A 13,882-nucleotide genomic window follows, 5' to 3' on the forward strand; every position below is an offset into this window, starting at 1 on the left:
ACCGGCACCCGTTCGCGCGTGCACCGTTTCGGCGAAGCGTTCCGCGGCGAAATGAACAACATGCAGACCGCCACCTTGTTCGGTTCGTGGATGCTCAACGACGAGTACGACGCCAGCCTGATCTACCACAAATTCTGGCGTGTCGACGGCAACAAGCCGGTCGGCAGCAACGGCATCAACGCGGTGGAAAACAACACCGACGATGCGACCGGCGCGATTCTGTCCAGCACCTCTTTGCCGCTTGAAGACGGCAACAAGGATCTCGGTCAGGAGATGGACCTGGTCGTCACCAAGTACTTCAAGCAAGGCCTGTTGCCGGCGGCGTTGAGCCAGTCGATCGACGAACCTTCGGCGCTGGTGCGTTTCCGTGGCGGTGTGTTCAAGCCGGGCGATGCCTACGGCAAGCAGGTTGATTCGTACATGCACCGCGCGTTCATCGACGTGATCTGGCGCTTCTGATGCCAACTGCGAAGGGAGTGCCCGACATGAACAATCCGAAGCGAGGTTCAATCACCTTGCTGGCCGGCGCGATGCTGCTGGCAAGCGCGGCCGCCTTCGCCAACGTGGAACCGGCGAGCAAGCCGGTGACCATGGGCAAGGAACTGCAACAGGCCAAGACCTACACCGTTACCAGTGCGCCGACTGCGCCGCTGGAGCTGGCAAAACCCGAGCTGCCGGACACCTCCGGCTACACCGCCGAAGCCATTGCCGCCAAGATCGTTCGCACCAAGGCCGGCAAAGTCAGCGTGCGCCGGATGATGCAGGAAAACGCGCTGAAGGACTTCATCGGCGGCGACAACAAGATGGCCGAATGGGTGGTGCGTCAGCACGGCATCCCCCAGGCGATCTTCATCGACGACGGTTACATCAACCTGAAAGAGCTGGCGCAGAAACTGCCCAAGCAGTACTTCAGCGAAACCTCGCCGGGCGTCTATCTGTCGAAGTTGCCGATCGTCGTCGGCCGTAAAGGCATCCTCGAAATCGATGGCCAGACCCAGGAATTGCGCCTGTCGCAAGAAGCCGGCGCGTTCCTCGTCAACGATGGTCAGTTGTTCGTGCGCGACACCAAAATCACCGGCTGGCGCGAGAAGGAAAACGGCCCGGCCACCTTCCGTTCGCCGAAGGAATTCCGTCCGTTCCTGCTGGCCTGGGGTGGCACCGAGACCTACATCGTCAACAGCAAGATGGCCAGTTTCGGCTACGCCAACAGTAAGTCGTACGGCGTGAGTATTTCCCAGTACACGCCGAACATGGCCAAGGTGCTCAAGCGCCCCGAGCCGACTGGCTGGATCGTCGGTTCCGAGTTCTCCGACATGTGGTACGGCTTCTACTGCTACGAGACCCGCGACTTCGTGGTCAAGGGCAACACCTACAAAGACAACATCGTCTACGGCATCGACCCGCACGACCGCTCCCACGGCCTGATCATTGCCGAGAACACCGTGCACGGCACCAAGAAGAAGCACGGGATCATTATTTCCCGTGAGGTCAACGACAGCTTCATCTTCAACAACAAGAGCTTCGACAACCATCTCTCCGGCCTGGTGATCGACCGTAACAGCGTCAACAACATCGTTGCCTACAACGAGATCTACAAGAACCACACCGACGGCATCACGCTCTACGAGTCCGCCGACAACCTGCTGTGGGGCAACAAGGTCATCAGCAACAAGCGCCACGGCATCCGCATTCGTAACAGCGTGAACATCCGCCTCTACGAAAACGTCGCCATGGCCAACGGTTTGACCGGCGTCTACGGCCACATCAAGGACCTGACCGACACCGACCGTGACATCAAGCTCGATCCGTTCGATGCGCAGGTGTCGCTGATCGTCGTTGGCGGTGAACTGGCAGCCAATGGCAGCGGCCCGCTGTCGATCGATTCGCCGTTGAGCGTCGAGCTGTATCGCGTGTCGATGCTGGCGCCGACCAAATCCAGTGGCATCAGCTTCAACGGCATCCTCGGTGAGCGCCAGGATGAAATTCTCGACCTGCTGGTGCGCCAGCAGAAAGCCGTGCTGATCGACCCTGTCGAACGCCAGACCGAAATGCAGGACTGAGGATAATTTTATGCACCCACACTTGATCAAATTACTCAGCCTGTCGGCCCTGACCGTGGGCATTCTAGCGGCCAGCAACGGCGCCCGCGCCGATGAAGGTGCCGCTGCCACGCCGCCAAAGTTCAGCGCCGAACCGTGCTGCAACCTCTGCCCGGCTGCGCATGACGCGAAGAACTACACCACGCGTTATCAGCAGAACTTCACCACGCTGGTGCAGGCCCAGGGCGACTGGCTGTTCCGTACGCAGGAAGACTTGCGCACCGAGTTCGACACCACGCCAGCCGGCTACAAGCGCATGCAACAGTTGCACGATGCGTTCAAGGCCAAAGGCGTTGAACTGGTGATCGTTTACCAGCCAACCCGTGGCCTGGTGAACCGCAACAAGCTCAACCCGCAGGAAAAAGCCGCGTTCGATTACGAGAAGGCTTTGGGTAATTACAAGACCATGCTCGGCCGTTTCGCCAAGATGGGCTATGTGGTGCCAGACCTGTCGCCGCTGACCAACGAATCGTTGCCGGACACCCTGCCCGCCCACGATTTCTACTTCCGCGGCGACCAACACTGGACGCCATACGGCGCGCAGCGCACGGCAAAAATCGTTGCCGAAAAGGTCAAGCAGATTCCGGCCTTCGCCGACGTGCCCAAGCGTGAATTCGAGACCAAGCGCTCCGGGCGCATGGGCAAGACCGGCACTTTGCACAACATGGCCGGGCAACTGTGCGGCACCAGCTACGCGATCCAGTACATGGACCAGTTCACCACCGAGCCTAAGGGCGAGGCTGGCGATGGCGATCTGTTCGGCGATTCCGGCAACCCGCAAATCACCCTGGTCGGTACCAGTCACAGTGGCAAGAACTACAACTTCGCCGGTTTCCTCCAGGAGGCCATCGGCGCTGACATCCTCAACGTAGCGTTCCCTGGCGGTGGCCTGGAAGGTTCGATGCTGCAGTACCTGGGCAGCGAAGAATTCCAGACCAAGCCACCGAAGATTCTCATCTGGGAATTCTCGCCGTTGTATCGCCTCGACCAGGAAACCATCTATCGCCAGATGATGTCCCTGCTCGACAACGGCTGCGAAGGCAAAGATGCACAGATGTCCGCCAGCACTACGTTGAAAGCGGGCAGCAAACAAGAACTGCTGGTCAACAGCAAGAACCTGAACCTGCAGAACAGCAGCCATCAGGTCGACATCCGCTTCGCCGACACTTCGGTGAAAACCCTGCAAGCCACCCTCTGGTACATGAACGGTCGCCACGAGGACATCAAGATCGAGAAACCGGAAACCTCCGACACCGACGGTCGTTTCGCCTTTGAGTTGCGCACGGACGAAGACTGGGCCTCGCAAAACCTGCTGGCGGTCGAAGTTCAGGGCCCGGAAGCGGGCGCCGCGCCACAGAAAGTCGAAGCGAAAATCTGCAAACGCAACGTATTCCCGGGTGCTGGGCAACAAACCGCTCAGGTCGGGCAATGAGGTCTGCTATGCGAAATCCGAAATTGAAATCTTTATTGGCCCCCACCCTGTTGAGCCTGGCGATGTTCGCCGGAGCGACTCAGGCCGCCGCGCCACTGCGTCCACCGCAGGGTTACTTTGCGCCTGTGGATAAATTCAAGACCGGTGACAAAAGCGAAGGCTGCGATGCAATGCCGGCGCCGTACACCGGCCCGTTGCAATTTCGCAGCAAATACGAAGGCTCGGACAAGGCGCGTTCGACACTGAACGTGCAGTCGGAAAAAGCCTTTCGTGACACCACCAAAGACATCACCACGCTGGAACGCGGCACCGCCAAACGGGTGATGCAGTTCATGCGCGATGGTCGTCCGGAACAGCTCGATTGCACGCTGAACTGGCTGACCGCGTGGGCCAAGGCTGATGCGTTGATGTCGAAAGACTTCAACCACACCGGCAAGTCGATGCGCAAATGGGCGCTGGGCAGCATGGCCTCTTCGTACATTCGCCTGAAATTCTCCGACTCGCATCCGCTGGCGCAGCATCAGCAGGAAGCGCAGGTGATCGAAGCCTGGTTCAGCAAAATGGCTGACCAAGTCGTCAGCGACTGGGACAACCTGCCGCTGGAAAAAACCAACAACCACTCGTACTGGGCGGCGTGGTCGGTGATGGCAACTTCCGTCGCAACCAACCGCCGCGACCTGTTCGATTGGGCGGTCAAGGAATACAAGGTCGGCGCCAATCAGGTAGATGCCGACGGCTTCCTGCCAAACGAACTCAAGCGCCAGCAACGCGCCCTCGCCTATCACAACTACGCCCTGCCGCCGTTGGCGATGATCGCCAGTTTCGCCCAGGTCAACGGTGTCGATTTGCGTCAGGAAAACAACGGCGCGCTGAAACGCCTGGGTGATCGGGTGTTGTCGGGGGTGAAAGACCCGGATGAATTCGAGAAGAAGAACGGCAAAGAGCAGGACATGACCGACTTGAAAGAGGACATGAAATTCGCCTGGCTCGAACCGTTCTGCACGCTCTACACCTGTCCGGCGGATGTGATCGAGAAAAAGCGCGGCATGCAGCCGTTCAAGACCTTCCGCCTCGGCGGGGACCTGACCAAGGTCTACGACCCGGCCAGCGAAAAAGGCAAAGGTTCTTAGGAACATTATTAAACCCTGTGGGAGCGGGCTTGCCCGCGATGGCGGTCTGACATTCAACATTGATGTCGACTGACCCAACGCTATCGCGGGCAAGCCCGCTCCCACAGGGTCAGCGTCAGGTTTCAGTTTTGTGTGTTGCCCTCCAGATTTCTGTGGGGGGTTTGGGGGGCCGTTGGCCCTTGACTGTTGGTTCAAACATGGAGAGATCGGGATGGTATTTTCATCCAACGTGTTCCTGTTTCTGTTCTTGCCGATCTTTCTCGGCTTGTACTACTTGAGCGGGCAACGCTATCGCAACCTGCTGCTGCTGATCGCCAGCTACGTGTTCTATGCCTGGTGGCGCGTGGACTTCCTCGCGCTGTTCGCCGCCGTCACGCTGTGGAACTACTGGATCGGCCTCAAAGTCGGTGCCGCCGGTGTTCGCACCAAACCGGCCCAGCGCTGGTTGCTGGCCGGCGTCGCGGTGGATCTGTGCATCCTCGGCTACTTCAAGTACGCCAACTTCGGCGTCGACAGCATCAACGCGATGATGACGTCGGTCGGTCTTGAGCCGTTCATCCTCACCCACGTGCTGCTACCGATCGGTATCTCGTTCTACATCTTCGAATCGATCAGCTACATCATCGACGTGTATCGCGGCGACACCCCGGCCACGCGCAACCTGATCGACTTCGCCGCGTTCGTGGCGATCTTCCCGCACTTGATTGCCGGCCCGGTTCTGCGTTTCCGCGACCTCGCCGATCAGTTCAACAACCGCACACACACCCTCGATAAATTCTCCGAGGGCTGCACGCGGTTCATGCAGGGTTTCATCAAAAAGGTCTTCATCGCCGACACCCTCGCCGTCGTTGCCGACCATTGCTTCGCCCTGCAGAACCCGACCACGGGCGACGCCTGGCTCGGCGCGCTGGCCTACACCGCGCAGCTGTATTTCGACTTCTCCGGTTACAGCGACATGGCCATCGGTCTGGGCTTGATGATGGGTTTCCGCTTCATGGAAAACTTCAAACAGCCGTACATCAGCCAGTCGATCACCGAGTTCTGGCGCCGCTGGCACATCAGCCTGTCGACCTGGCTGCGTGACTATCTGTACATCACCCTCGGCGGTAACCGTAAAGGCACGCTGATGACCTATCGCAACCTGTTCCTGACCATGCTGCTTGGCGGTCTGTGGCACGGCGCGAACATCACTTACATCGTCTGGGGCGCCTGGCACGGCATGTGGCTGGCGATTGAAAAAGCGCTGGGACTGAACACCTCGCCGCGCAGCCTCAACCCGATCCGCTGGGCGCTGACTTTCCTACTGGTGGTGATGGGCTGGGTGATCTTCCGTGCCGAGAACCTGCACGTTGCCGGGCGCATGTACGGCGCGATGTTCAGCTTCGGCGACTGGTCGCTGTCGGAACTCAATCAGGCCAGCCTCACCGGCCTGCAAGTGGCGACTCTGGTCGTGGCCTACGTGACGCTGGCGTTCTTCGGTCTGCGTGACCTGTACACCAACCAGCCGCCGGCCAAGGTCAAACCTGAAGTCAACGTCGAGGCCAACGGCCCAGCGACGGCGACTCCGGGAATGATCAAGGCAGCGCCTGGCGAAAACCCGGCGAACATCCATGAGCCTGGCTACACCGTCGGCGTCGAAGCCCAGGTGCAACCGGCCTACTGGAGCGCGGACTGGTCGCGCTATGTGATGCGCGGGCTGATCCTGCTGCTGTTCATCGCCTCGATTCTCAAACTCTCGGCGCAAAGCTTCTCGCCGTTCCTTTACTTCCAGTTCTGAGGGATCTGACATGACCCGCTCATTACGCATCTTCTACATCGCCCTGTTCCTGGTGACCCTGTTGGTCCTCGGTCTGTGGTCCACGCGCAGCTTCTTCGGCTTCAGCACCAACGCTGATGCAACGGTGCTCAACGGCCGCTGGACCAAAGCCGTGGAAACCCACTATGACGACGAGTTTCCGATCAAGCGTCTAGGTACCAATCTCTGGGCTGCGCTGGATTTCAAACTGTTCAACGAAGGTCGTCCGGGCGTGGTGCTCGGTCGCGATCAGTGGTTGTACAGCGATGAAGAATTCAACCCGATCGTCAACGAAGAGTTGAACCTGCAAGGCAACTACGCGCTGGTCGAAGGCGTGCGCCAGACCCTCAAAGCGAAAGGCGTGAAACTGGTGATGGCGATTGTGCCGGCCAAGGTTCGCCTGTACCCGGAACATCTCGGTGACGTGAAACCGGCGAGCATCCACGCCAACCTCTATCAGGATTTCCACCACCGCGTAGCGGCCGACAAGATCCTCGCCCCTGACCTGCTCAAGCCCTTCCAACAGGCCAAGCAGAACGGTGAGCAAGTGTTCCTGCGTACCGACACGCACTGGACGCCGGAAGGCGCCGAGATTGCGGCAAACACCCTGGCGAAAACCATCGCCGACAAGTTCCCGCTCAGCGGCGAGCCGCAGCGCTTCGTTACCACGCCGGCCGAGAAGGTCACGCACAAGGGCGATCTGCGCTTGTTCCTGCCGCTCGATCCGCTGTTCGAAAACCTGATGCCGGCGCAAGAGCCGTTGCAGAAGCGCAACACGGTCGCCACTGGCGAGCAGCCTGCCGGTGATGACGCCCTGTTCGCCAACACCGAAGTTCCCGTGGCGCTGATTGGCACCAGCTACAGCGCCAACCCGAACTGGAACTTCGTCGGTGCACTGAAACAAGCGCTGCACAGCGACGTGGTGAGCTACGCCGAAGACGGCCACGGGCCGATCCTGCCGATGCTCAGCTACCTGAAAAGCGATGACTTCAAGAACAGCCCGCCACAGGTGCTGATCTGGGAGTTTCCTGAACGATATCTGCCTGTGAACAACGAAATCGGCGACGCCGACCCGCAGTGGGTCGCAGAGCTTAAACAAGCCGGCGCGCGCCAACAAAACGTAGCAATCAACACTAAATCCGAGACGCCCGATCGGGCGCAAAACTGAAAGAGAGGTACTACCATGACTTTCACTACAACTCCTCGTCGTCTCGCCAAGACCTTTGCACTGGCCGCGACCTTCAGCGTCCTGTCGATGAACGCATTCGCCGGTGGCGACTCCGCGCTCTACGGCCCCACCGCACCGAAAGGCTCGAGCTTCGTGCGTGTCTACAACGCGGGTAATGCTGAAGTCAGCGCCACCGTCGGCAGCACCAACCTGGCCGAAGTCGCGCCGCTGTCCAGCACTGACTTCAGCTTCATGCCGGGTGGCGACTACAGCGCCAAAGTCGGCAGCCAGTCGCTGCCGGTGAAACTGGCCGGTGACCACTATTACACCCTGGTCAACAACGCCAGCGGCGCCCCGCAACTGATCGAAGAACCGCCGTTCAAGAACAAGCAGAAATCCCTGGTACGTGTGCAGAACCTGAGCGACAAGGCCCTGACCCTGAAAACGGCTGACGGCAAGACCGAAGTTGTGCCGTCCGTGGCGGCCAAGGGCCGTGGCGAGCGTGAAATCAACCCGGTCAAAGTCAGCCTGGCCCTGTATGAAGGCGACAAGAAAGTCGGCGACGTGAAGCCGGTCGCGCTGGAGCGTGGTGAGGCTGCCGTGCTGTACGTCACCGGCAGCGGCAGCAGCCTGTCGCCAGTCTGGGTAAAACGCCCGGTGTCGACCCGCTAATCATTTTTCGGAAGGCTGACACCCACCGGGGCCTTGAAACGGGCCCTACAGGGTCAGCGTCGACCTTCTGACACGGAACAAAAACAAGAGTGAAACGACACAGCGTTCGTGCCTCTAACCAATCGATTTTATGGAGTAAACAATATGATTCCGGTGATCTTGTCAGGTGGTAGCGGTTCACGTCTTTGGCCGCTTTCGCGCAAGCAGTTCCCTAAGCAATTCCTCGCCCTGACCGGCGAACACACCCTGTTCCAGCAAACCCTGGAACGCCTGGTGTTCGATGGCATGGACACCCCGATCGTGGTCTGCAACAAGGACCACCGCTTCATCGTCAACGAACAGCTCAGTGCCCGCAAGCTGGAGACCCAGCGCATCCTCATGGAGCCATTCGGTCGCAATACCGCGCCTGCGGTAGCCTTGACCGCGATGATGCTGATCAACGAAGGTCGCGATGAGTTGATGCTGGTGCTGCCGGCCGACCACGTGCTCGAAGACCAGAAAGCCCTGCAGCGAGCCCTGGCCCTGGCGACAGTCGCTGCGGAAAACGGCGAAATGGTGCTGTTCGGCGTGCCGGCCACCAAACCGGAAACCGGCTACGGCTACATCAAGTCGACCAATGATTCGCTGCTGCCCGAAGGCGTCAGCCGCGTCTCGCAATTCGTCGAGAAACCGGACGTGAAGCGCGCCACCGAGTTCGTCCAGTCCGGCGGTTATTTCTGGAACAGCGGCATGTTCCTGTTCCGCGCCAGCCGTTTCCTCGAAGAGCTGAAAAAGCACGATCCGGACATCTACGACACCTGCCTGCTGACCCTGGAGCGCAGCGAGCAAGACGCCGACACCGTCACCCTGGACGAAGCCACCTTCGCCTGCTGCCCGGACAACTCCATCGACTATTCCGTGATGGAAAAAACCCAGCGCGCTTGCGTAGTGCCGTTGACCGCAGGCTGGAGCGATGTCGGTTGCTGGTCGTCGCTCTGGGAAGTCAACGAGAAAGACGCCAACGGCAACGTCACCAAAGGCGATGTGGTCATCCAGGACAGCAAGAACTGCATGATCCACGGCAACGGCAAACTGGTGTCGGTGATCGGTCTGGAAAATATTGTCGTGGTCGAAACCAAGGACGCCATGATGATCGCCCACAAGGACAAGGTCCAAGGCGTCAAGCAGATGGTCAACACCCTCAACGAACAGGGCCGCAGCGAAACCCAGAACCACTGCGAAGTCTATCGTCCGTGGGGTTCGTATGACTCGGTGGACATGGGCGGGCGTTTCCAGGTCAAGCACATCTCGGTCAAACCGGGCGCGTGCCTGTCGCTGCAAATGCACCACCACCGCGCCGAACACTGGATCGTGGTCAGCGGTACTGCCGAAGTGACCTGCGACGAAAACGTGTTCCTGCTCTGCGAAAACCAGTCGACCTACATCCCGATCGCCTCGGTGCATCGTTTGCGCAACCCGGGCAAGATCCCGCTGGAAATCATCGAAGTGCAATCGGGCTCGTACCTGGGTGAAGACGATATCGAACGTTTCGAAGATATCTACGGTCGCTCCACCCCGATCGAACGCGGCGTGTCGGTGAAAACCATCGCGCAGTAAACCGCTCAGCAAGACAAAAAGCCCTCGCCCAGCCCACTGCGTCCCCTATCCGCAGTGGGTTGGGCGGGGGCTTTTTTGGCATTATGGGTGCCTCGGCCGGCCTCTTCGCGGACAAGCCCGCTCCCACAGGGTTTTGGTTTGACCCTGAACTTTGTGTCCAACTCCGATCACTGTGGGAGCGGGCTTGCCCGCGAAGGAGGCTATTTGATTCACCACACTAATCAAGCCCATCGCCACCTCACCGGCGCTTAGGTAGGATGACCTCCTCTCTACCCGAGGTTTCGCGTCATGTTCATCGGCATCCTGCTGGTCATCACCTGGCTGATCCTGTTGCTGCGCTATCCGGCCAAGGCCTTGCCGGTCTCGGTGGCGGCGGCGATTGGCCTTGGCCTTGTAGCCGTTTGGGTGGTGTGGCTGGACAACCGCGAGATCAAGCAACTGGCACGCCTTGAGCTGCGCATCGCCTACGCGCCTGAGCAGTGCCCGGCTGATCGCCCATTGCAGTTGAAGATGAACAACGGCAACAGTGTGCCGCTGACCGAACTGCGCTGGCGCATTGCAGCCTATGCACCGGGTGACACGGTCAACCTCGCTGACAATCAGTACACCGCCCCACGCTATCGTGGCCCCGGTGAATTGCAGGCTGGCGGCAATTGGGAAGACTGTCTGCCAATGCCGCCACTGCGCCCCGGTTATCGTCCGCAAACCCTGGAATTCCGCGCCGAGCGTTTGCAGGGCAGTTTTTCCGACTGATCTCCCTCCCCCACTTTTTGCACAAGGAATGCGCCATGCCCGTTGCGTTGATTACCGGTTGCTCAAGCGGCATCGGCCGCGCCCTCGCCGACGCCTTCAAGGCGGCCGGTTATGAAGTCTGGGCCAGTGCCCGCAAACCCGAAGACGTGGCCGCGTTGAGCGCTGCCGGCTTTACCGCCGTGCAGCTGGACGTCAACGACGCTGCGGGGCTGGAGGTATTGAGTACGCGGATCAACCAGGAGCGCGGCGGCCTCGATGTGCTGATCAACAATGCCGGGTATGGCGCCATGGGGCCGGTGCTCGATGGCGGTGTGGCGGCGATGCAGCGCCAGTTCGAAACCAATGTGTTCGCGATTGTCGGTGTCACCCGTGCAATGTTCCCGGTGCTGCGTCGCACCAAAGGCCTGGTGGTGAATATCGGCAGCGTTTCCGGTGTGCTGGTCACGCCGTTCGCCGGTGCCTACTGCGCGTCGAAAGCGGCGGTGCATGCGTTGAGCGACGCCTTGCGCATGGAGCTGGCACCGTTCGGCATTCGGGTGATGGAAGTGCAACCGGGGGCCATTCAATCAAGCTTCGCCAAGAATGCCGGGCATGAGGCCGAACAGTTGATCAACGAGCAATCGCCATGGTTTCCGCTGCGTGAAGGGATCCGCGCGCGGGCCAAAGCGTCGCAGGACAATCCAACCCCGACCGGCGAGTTTGCCGCCGTATTGTTAAAAGCCGTGCAGCAGAGCAAACCGCCCCGACTGATCCGCATCGGTAATGGCAGCCGGGCGTTGCCGTTGCTGGCGGCGTTGCTGCCCCAGGGTTTGCTGGAGACAACGCTGATGAAGCGCTTCGGCTTGCGCGGGCAGCTCTAACACCGAGTCGACTATCTTGCACCGTACCTGATACCGAATCGACCTGCCTCGCACCGTACCTGATACCGAATCGACCCGCCTCGCACCGTAGGAGCTGCCGAAGGCTGCGATCTTTTGATCTTGCCTTGGCGGCACAACAGTCGCCGAAGAGCAAAAGATCGCAGCCTTCGCCAGCTCCTACCGTTCGGCACCCTTCACGATCCCCGACCTCACCGCCACTCCTTCATGAAATCAATAAACGCCCGCACCTTCAGCGGCAGATGCCGCGTATCCGGATACAGCGCATACACCCCCTGATGGCTGAAGGCATGATCCGCCAGCAAGCGCACCAACCGCCCCGCCTGCAAATCCTCCTCAACCAGCCACTGCGGCAAAATCGCCACACCCTGCCCGCTCATCGCCAACGCCCGCAGGGTGATCGAGTTGTCGGCGACGATCGTCGTCCTCCCCGGCGCTGGCTGATACAGGTGCTCGACTCCCTCAGGGTCCTTCACCGCCAGCTCCCCTACCCGCCCATGCCCCAGCGCCGGCCACTGCGCCAGCGCGGCCAGGGTCGATGCCGGGTCGAAGGCGTCGATCAGGGCCGGTGAAGCCACCGCAAAAATCTCGAAGGTGGACAACTGCACCGCGCGCAGATTGGAGTCGTGCATGCGCCCCAGCCGGATCGCCAGGTCGAAGCGCTCGGAGATCAGGTCGGCGTGGGTCGAGGACGTCGACAGGTGCACGTTCAACTGTGGATGCTGCGCGCGAAACACCTTCAACGCTGGCACCACTTGCGCCAGTGCAAACTCCACCGTGGTGGTAAGGCGCAAGGTGCCGCGCAGTTGCGTGTGCTCGGAGCGCGCATCTTCGACCGCCATGCGCGCCTCATCCAGGGTGCGCACACAGCGTTGGTAAAAACGCTCGCCGGCGTCGGTCAGGGCGAGCTTGCGTGTGCTTCGGGTCAGCAGCGTGACCCCAAGCTCGGCCTCCAGACGCTTGAGATTGAAGCTGACCACTGCACGGGTCTGCCCCAGCAGATTCGCTGCGGCGGTCAATGATCCGGCTTCGACCACCGCCTTGAAGGTGTCAAAACGGTCCAGGCTAACCATGCTTGTCAGCGCTCCTTGTCAAAATAATTTTGACAAACTAGCAGTCAAAACCGCGTTTCCCTAGGGCTTTAGCCGCCTTACCCTGCACGTCTTATCACAGGGAAGCTGCCATGGCTTATCGCTCGAAAGTCGCGCTGGTGTATCTGTTGGGGTTTGCCCTCGACTTGCTGAACATGTTCGTCGCGAGCATTGCCTACCCCGACATCGCCCGGGAGCTGCAGGCGTCTGTCAGCGAACTGGCGTGGATCAGCAACGCCTACATGCTGGGCCTGACACTGATTATTCCGTTGAGTGTGTGGCTCGCCGCAAAGGTCGGCGAGCGACGGTTGATTCTCGGTTCGCTGGCGCTGTTCGGCCTCGCCTCGTCACTGGTGGCCGGGGCGAATTCGATAGAAGCACTGATCGGCTGGCGCCTGCTCCAGGGCCTGGGCGGGGGCTTGCTGATTCCTGTCGGCCAGGCCATGGCCTTCCGGCACTGCCCCGTGCCTTTACGCAGTCGCCTGACCGCCTGGGTATTGTCCGTAGCCCTGCTGGTGCCGGCGCTGTCCCCGGCAGCGGGCGGGTGGATCGTCGAGACGTTGTCCTGGCGCTGGGTGTTCCTTCTCAACCTGCCGCTGACGCTGTTGACCCTGCTGCTGGCGGCGCTGTGGCTACAGGCAGATGGCGTACCCGACGGCAAACAGCAGCGCGGCCCCCTGCTGGATTTGCAGTTGCTCAAGAGCCCGTCGCTGCGACTGGCCATGGGGGTGTACCTGTTCGTGCCCGGGGTATTCATCGGCACCAGCCTGATCGCGGTGCTGTACCTGCACCTGCTTGGCTTCGCCACCACACGAATCGGCGCCCTGATGTTGCCCTGGGCCTTGGGCTCGGCGGTGGCGATAGTCCTGGGCAAACGCGGGTTCAATCGCTTTGGCCCAAGGCCGTTGCTGATCGCCGGCATGCTCATGCAAAGCCTGGGCATCGCGTCGCTGGTGTTGATTGATCAATCGCAAGTCTGGCTGCCGATCGCCGCCTACGCCCTGATGGGCCTGGGCGGCAGTTTTTGCAGCAGCAGCGCGCAGACCCTGGCATTTCTCGAAGTGCATCCACAGCGTATGAACCATGCCAGCGCTTTGTGGAACATCAATCGTCAGCTGAGCTTTTGCCTCGGCACGGCGGTGTTGAGCGCGTTGCTGGGTGCCCTGGGTGCAGATTCACTTCGGGCTTTTGAGCTCTGTTTCCTGGTTGCCGCCGTCCTGACATTGCTGCCCCTGATTGCCGTGCTGAGATTTAATGCCGCGCAGGTG

12 protein-coding genes are annotated in these 13,882 nt (G+C 60.3%); 11 read left to right on the plus strand and 1 reads right to left on the minus strand.

Going from position 1 to position 13,882, the window contains the following annotated elements; genetic code table 11:
- The 10 genes from JFT80_RS01005 to JFT80_RS01050 form a co-directional block, all read left to right on the plus strand.
- Positions 1–459 (plus strand): alginate export family protein (locus JFT80_RS01005; protein WP_201146616.1); only part of this gene is annotated, 459 nt, incomplete at its 5' end.
- 26 nt (positions 460–485) lie between these two features.
- Positions 486–2,060 (plus strand): mannuronan 5-epimerase AlgG, encoded by a 1,575-nt coding sequence (gene algG / locus JFT80_RS01010; RefSeq protein ID WP_201146617.1) that lies wholly within the window; start codon positions 486–488, stop codon positions 2,058–2,060.
- Positions 2,061–2,070: 10 nt separating this feature from the next.
- On the plus strand, positions 2,071–3,531 hold the full coding sequence (locus tag JFT80_RS01015; RefSeq protein ID WP_201146618.1) for an alginate O-acetyltransferase: 1,461 nt from the start codon (positions 2,071–2,073) through the stop codon (positions 3,529–3,531).
- An 8-nt stretch (positions 3,532–3,539) separates the two neighbouring features.
- On the plus strand, positions 3,540–4,661 hold the full coding sequence (locus tag JFT80_RS01020; RefSeq protein WP_201146619.1) for a mannuronate-specific alginate lyase: 1,122 nt from the start codon (positions 3,540–3,542) through the stop codon (positions 4,659–4,661).
- 211 nt (positions 4,662–4,872) lie between these two features.
- Positions 4,873–6,438, plus strand: a complete 1,566-nt coding sequence (locus JFT80_RS01025) for an MBOAT family protein (protein ID WP_201146620.1) — start codon at positions 4,873–4,875, stop codon at positions 6,436–6,438.
- Between the two features lie 10 nt (positions 6,439–6,448).
- Positions 6,449–7,624: an alginate O-acetyltransferase gene (locus JFT80_RS01030; RefSeq protein WP_201146621.1), complete on the plus strand. Its 1,176-nt coding sequence runs from the start codon at positions 6,449–6,451 to the stop codon at positions 7,622–7,624.
- A 15-nt stretch (positions 7,625–7,639) separates the two neighbouring features.
- The gene (locus tag JFT80_RS01035; protein ID WP_201146622.1) at positions 7,640–8,296 is read left to right on the plus strand and encodes an alginate O-acetyltransferase AlgF; all 657 of its coding nucleotides are present in this window, start codon (positions 7,640–7,642) and stop codon (positions 8,294–8,296) included.
- A 144-nt stretch (positions 8,297–8,440) separates the two neighbouring features.
- Entirely contained in the window at positions 8,441–9,892 is a 1,452-nt protein-coding gene (locus tag JFT80_RS01040) for a mannose-1-phosphate guanylyltransferase/mannose-6-phosphate isomerase (RefSeq protein ID WP_201146623.1), read from the plus strand.
- A gap of 288 nt (positions 9,893–10,180) precedes the next feature.
- Complete coding sequence (locus tag JFT80_RS01045; RefSeq protein WP_201146624.1) at positions 10,181–10,645, plus strand: multidrug transporter; 465 nt, start codon at positions 10,181–10,183, stop codon at positions 10,643–10,645.
- Between the two features lie 35 nt (positions 10,646–10,680).
- The gene (locus JFT80_RS01050; protein ID WP_201146625.1) at positions 10,681–11,505 is read left to right on the plus strand and encodes an SDR family oxidoreductase; all 825 of its coding nucleotides are present in this window, start codon (positions 10,681–10,683) and stop codon (positions 11,503–11,505) included.
- 209 nt (positions 11,506–11,714) lie between these two features.
- Here JFT80_RS01050 and JFT80_RS01055 read toward each other — a convergent pair whose 3' ends face one another.
- Positions 11,715–12,596, minus strand: coding sequence for a LysR family transcriptional regulator (locus tag JFT80_RS01055; protein WP_201146626.1), 882 nt, complete (start codon positions 12,594–12,596; stop codon positions 11,715–11,717).
- A 110-nt stretch (positions 12,597–12,706) separates the two neighbouring features.
- Between JFT80_RS01055 and JFT80_RS01060 the strand changes: the two genes are divergently transcribed.
- The coding region (locus tag JFT80_RS01060; RefSeq protein WP_201146627.1) for an MFS transporter at positions 12,707–13,882 on the plus strand (1,176 nt) is incomplete at its 3' end.

It is taken from the genome of Pseudomonas sp. TH10, assembly GCF_016651255.1.
Taxonomy (GTDB): domain Bacteria; phylum Pseudomonadota; class Gammaproteobacteria; order Pseudomonadales; family Pseudomonadaceae; genus Aquipseudomonas.

Excerpts from the sequence above, each read along its gene's own strand:
- JFT80_RS01035 (WP_201146622.1), top strand. The coding sequence starts at position 7,640 with ATGACTTTCACTACAACTCCTCGTCGTCTCGCCAAGACCTTTGCACTG.
- JFT80_RS01045 (WP_201146624.1), top strand. The coding sequence starts at position 10,181 with ATGTTCATCGGCATCCTGCTGGTCATCACCTGGCTGATCCTGTTGCTG.
- JFT80_RS01050 (WP_201146625.1), top strand. The coding sequence starts at position 10,681 with ATGCCCGTTGCGTTGATTACCGGTTGCTCAAGCGGCATCGGCCGCGCC.
- JFT80_RS01040 (WP_201146623.1), top strand. The coding sequence starts at position 8,441 with ATGATTCCGGTGATCTTGTCAGGTGGTAGCGGTTCACGTCTTTGGCCG.
- algG (WP_201146617.1), top strand. The coding sequence starts at position 486 with ATGAACAATCCGAAGCGAGGTTCAATCACCTTGCTGGCCGGCGCGATG.
- JFT80_RS01015 (WP_201146618.1), top strand. The coding sequence starts at position 2,071 with ATGCACCCACACTTGATCAAATTACTCAGCCTGTCGGCCCTGACCGTG.
- JFT80_RS01055 (WP_201146626.1), bottom strand. The coding sequence starts at position 12,596 with ATGGTTAGCCTGGACCGTTTTGACACCTTCAAGGCGGTGGTCGAAGCC.
- JFT80_RS01030 (WP_201146621.1), top strand. The coding sequence starts at position 6,449 with ATGACCCGCTCATTACGCATCTTCTACATCGCCCTGTTCCTGGTGACC.
- JFT80_RS01025 (WP_201146620.1), top strand. The coding sequence starts at position 4,873 with ATGGTATTTTCATCCAACGTGTTCCTGTTTCTGTTCTTGCCGATCTTT.
- JFT80_RS01020 (WP_201146619.1), top strand. The coding sequence starts at position 3,540 with ATGCGAAATCCGAAATTGAAATCTTTATTGGCCCCCACCCTGTTGAGC.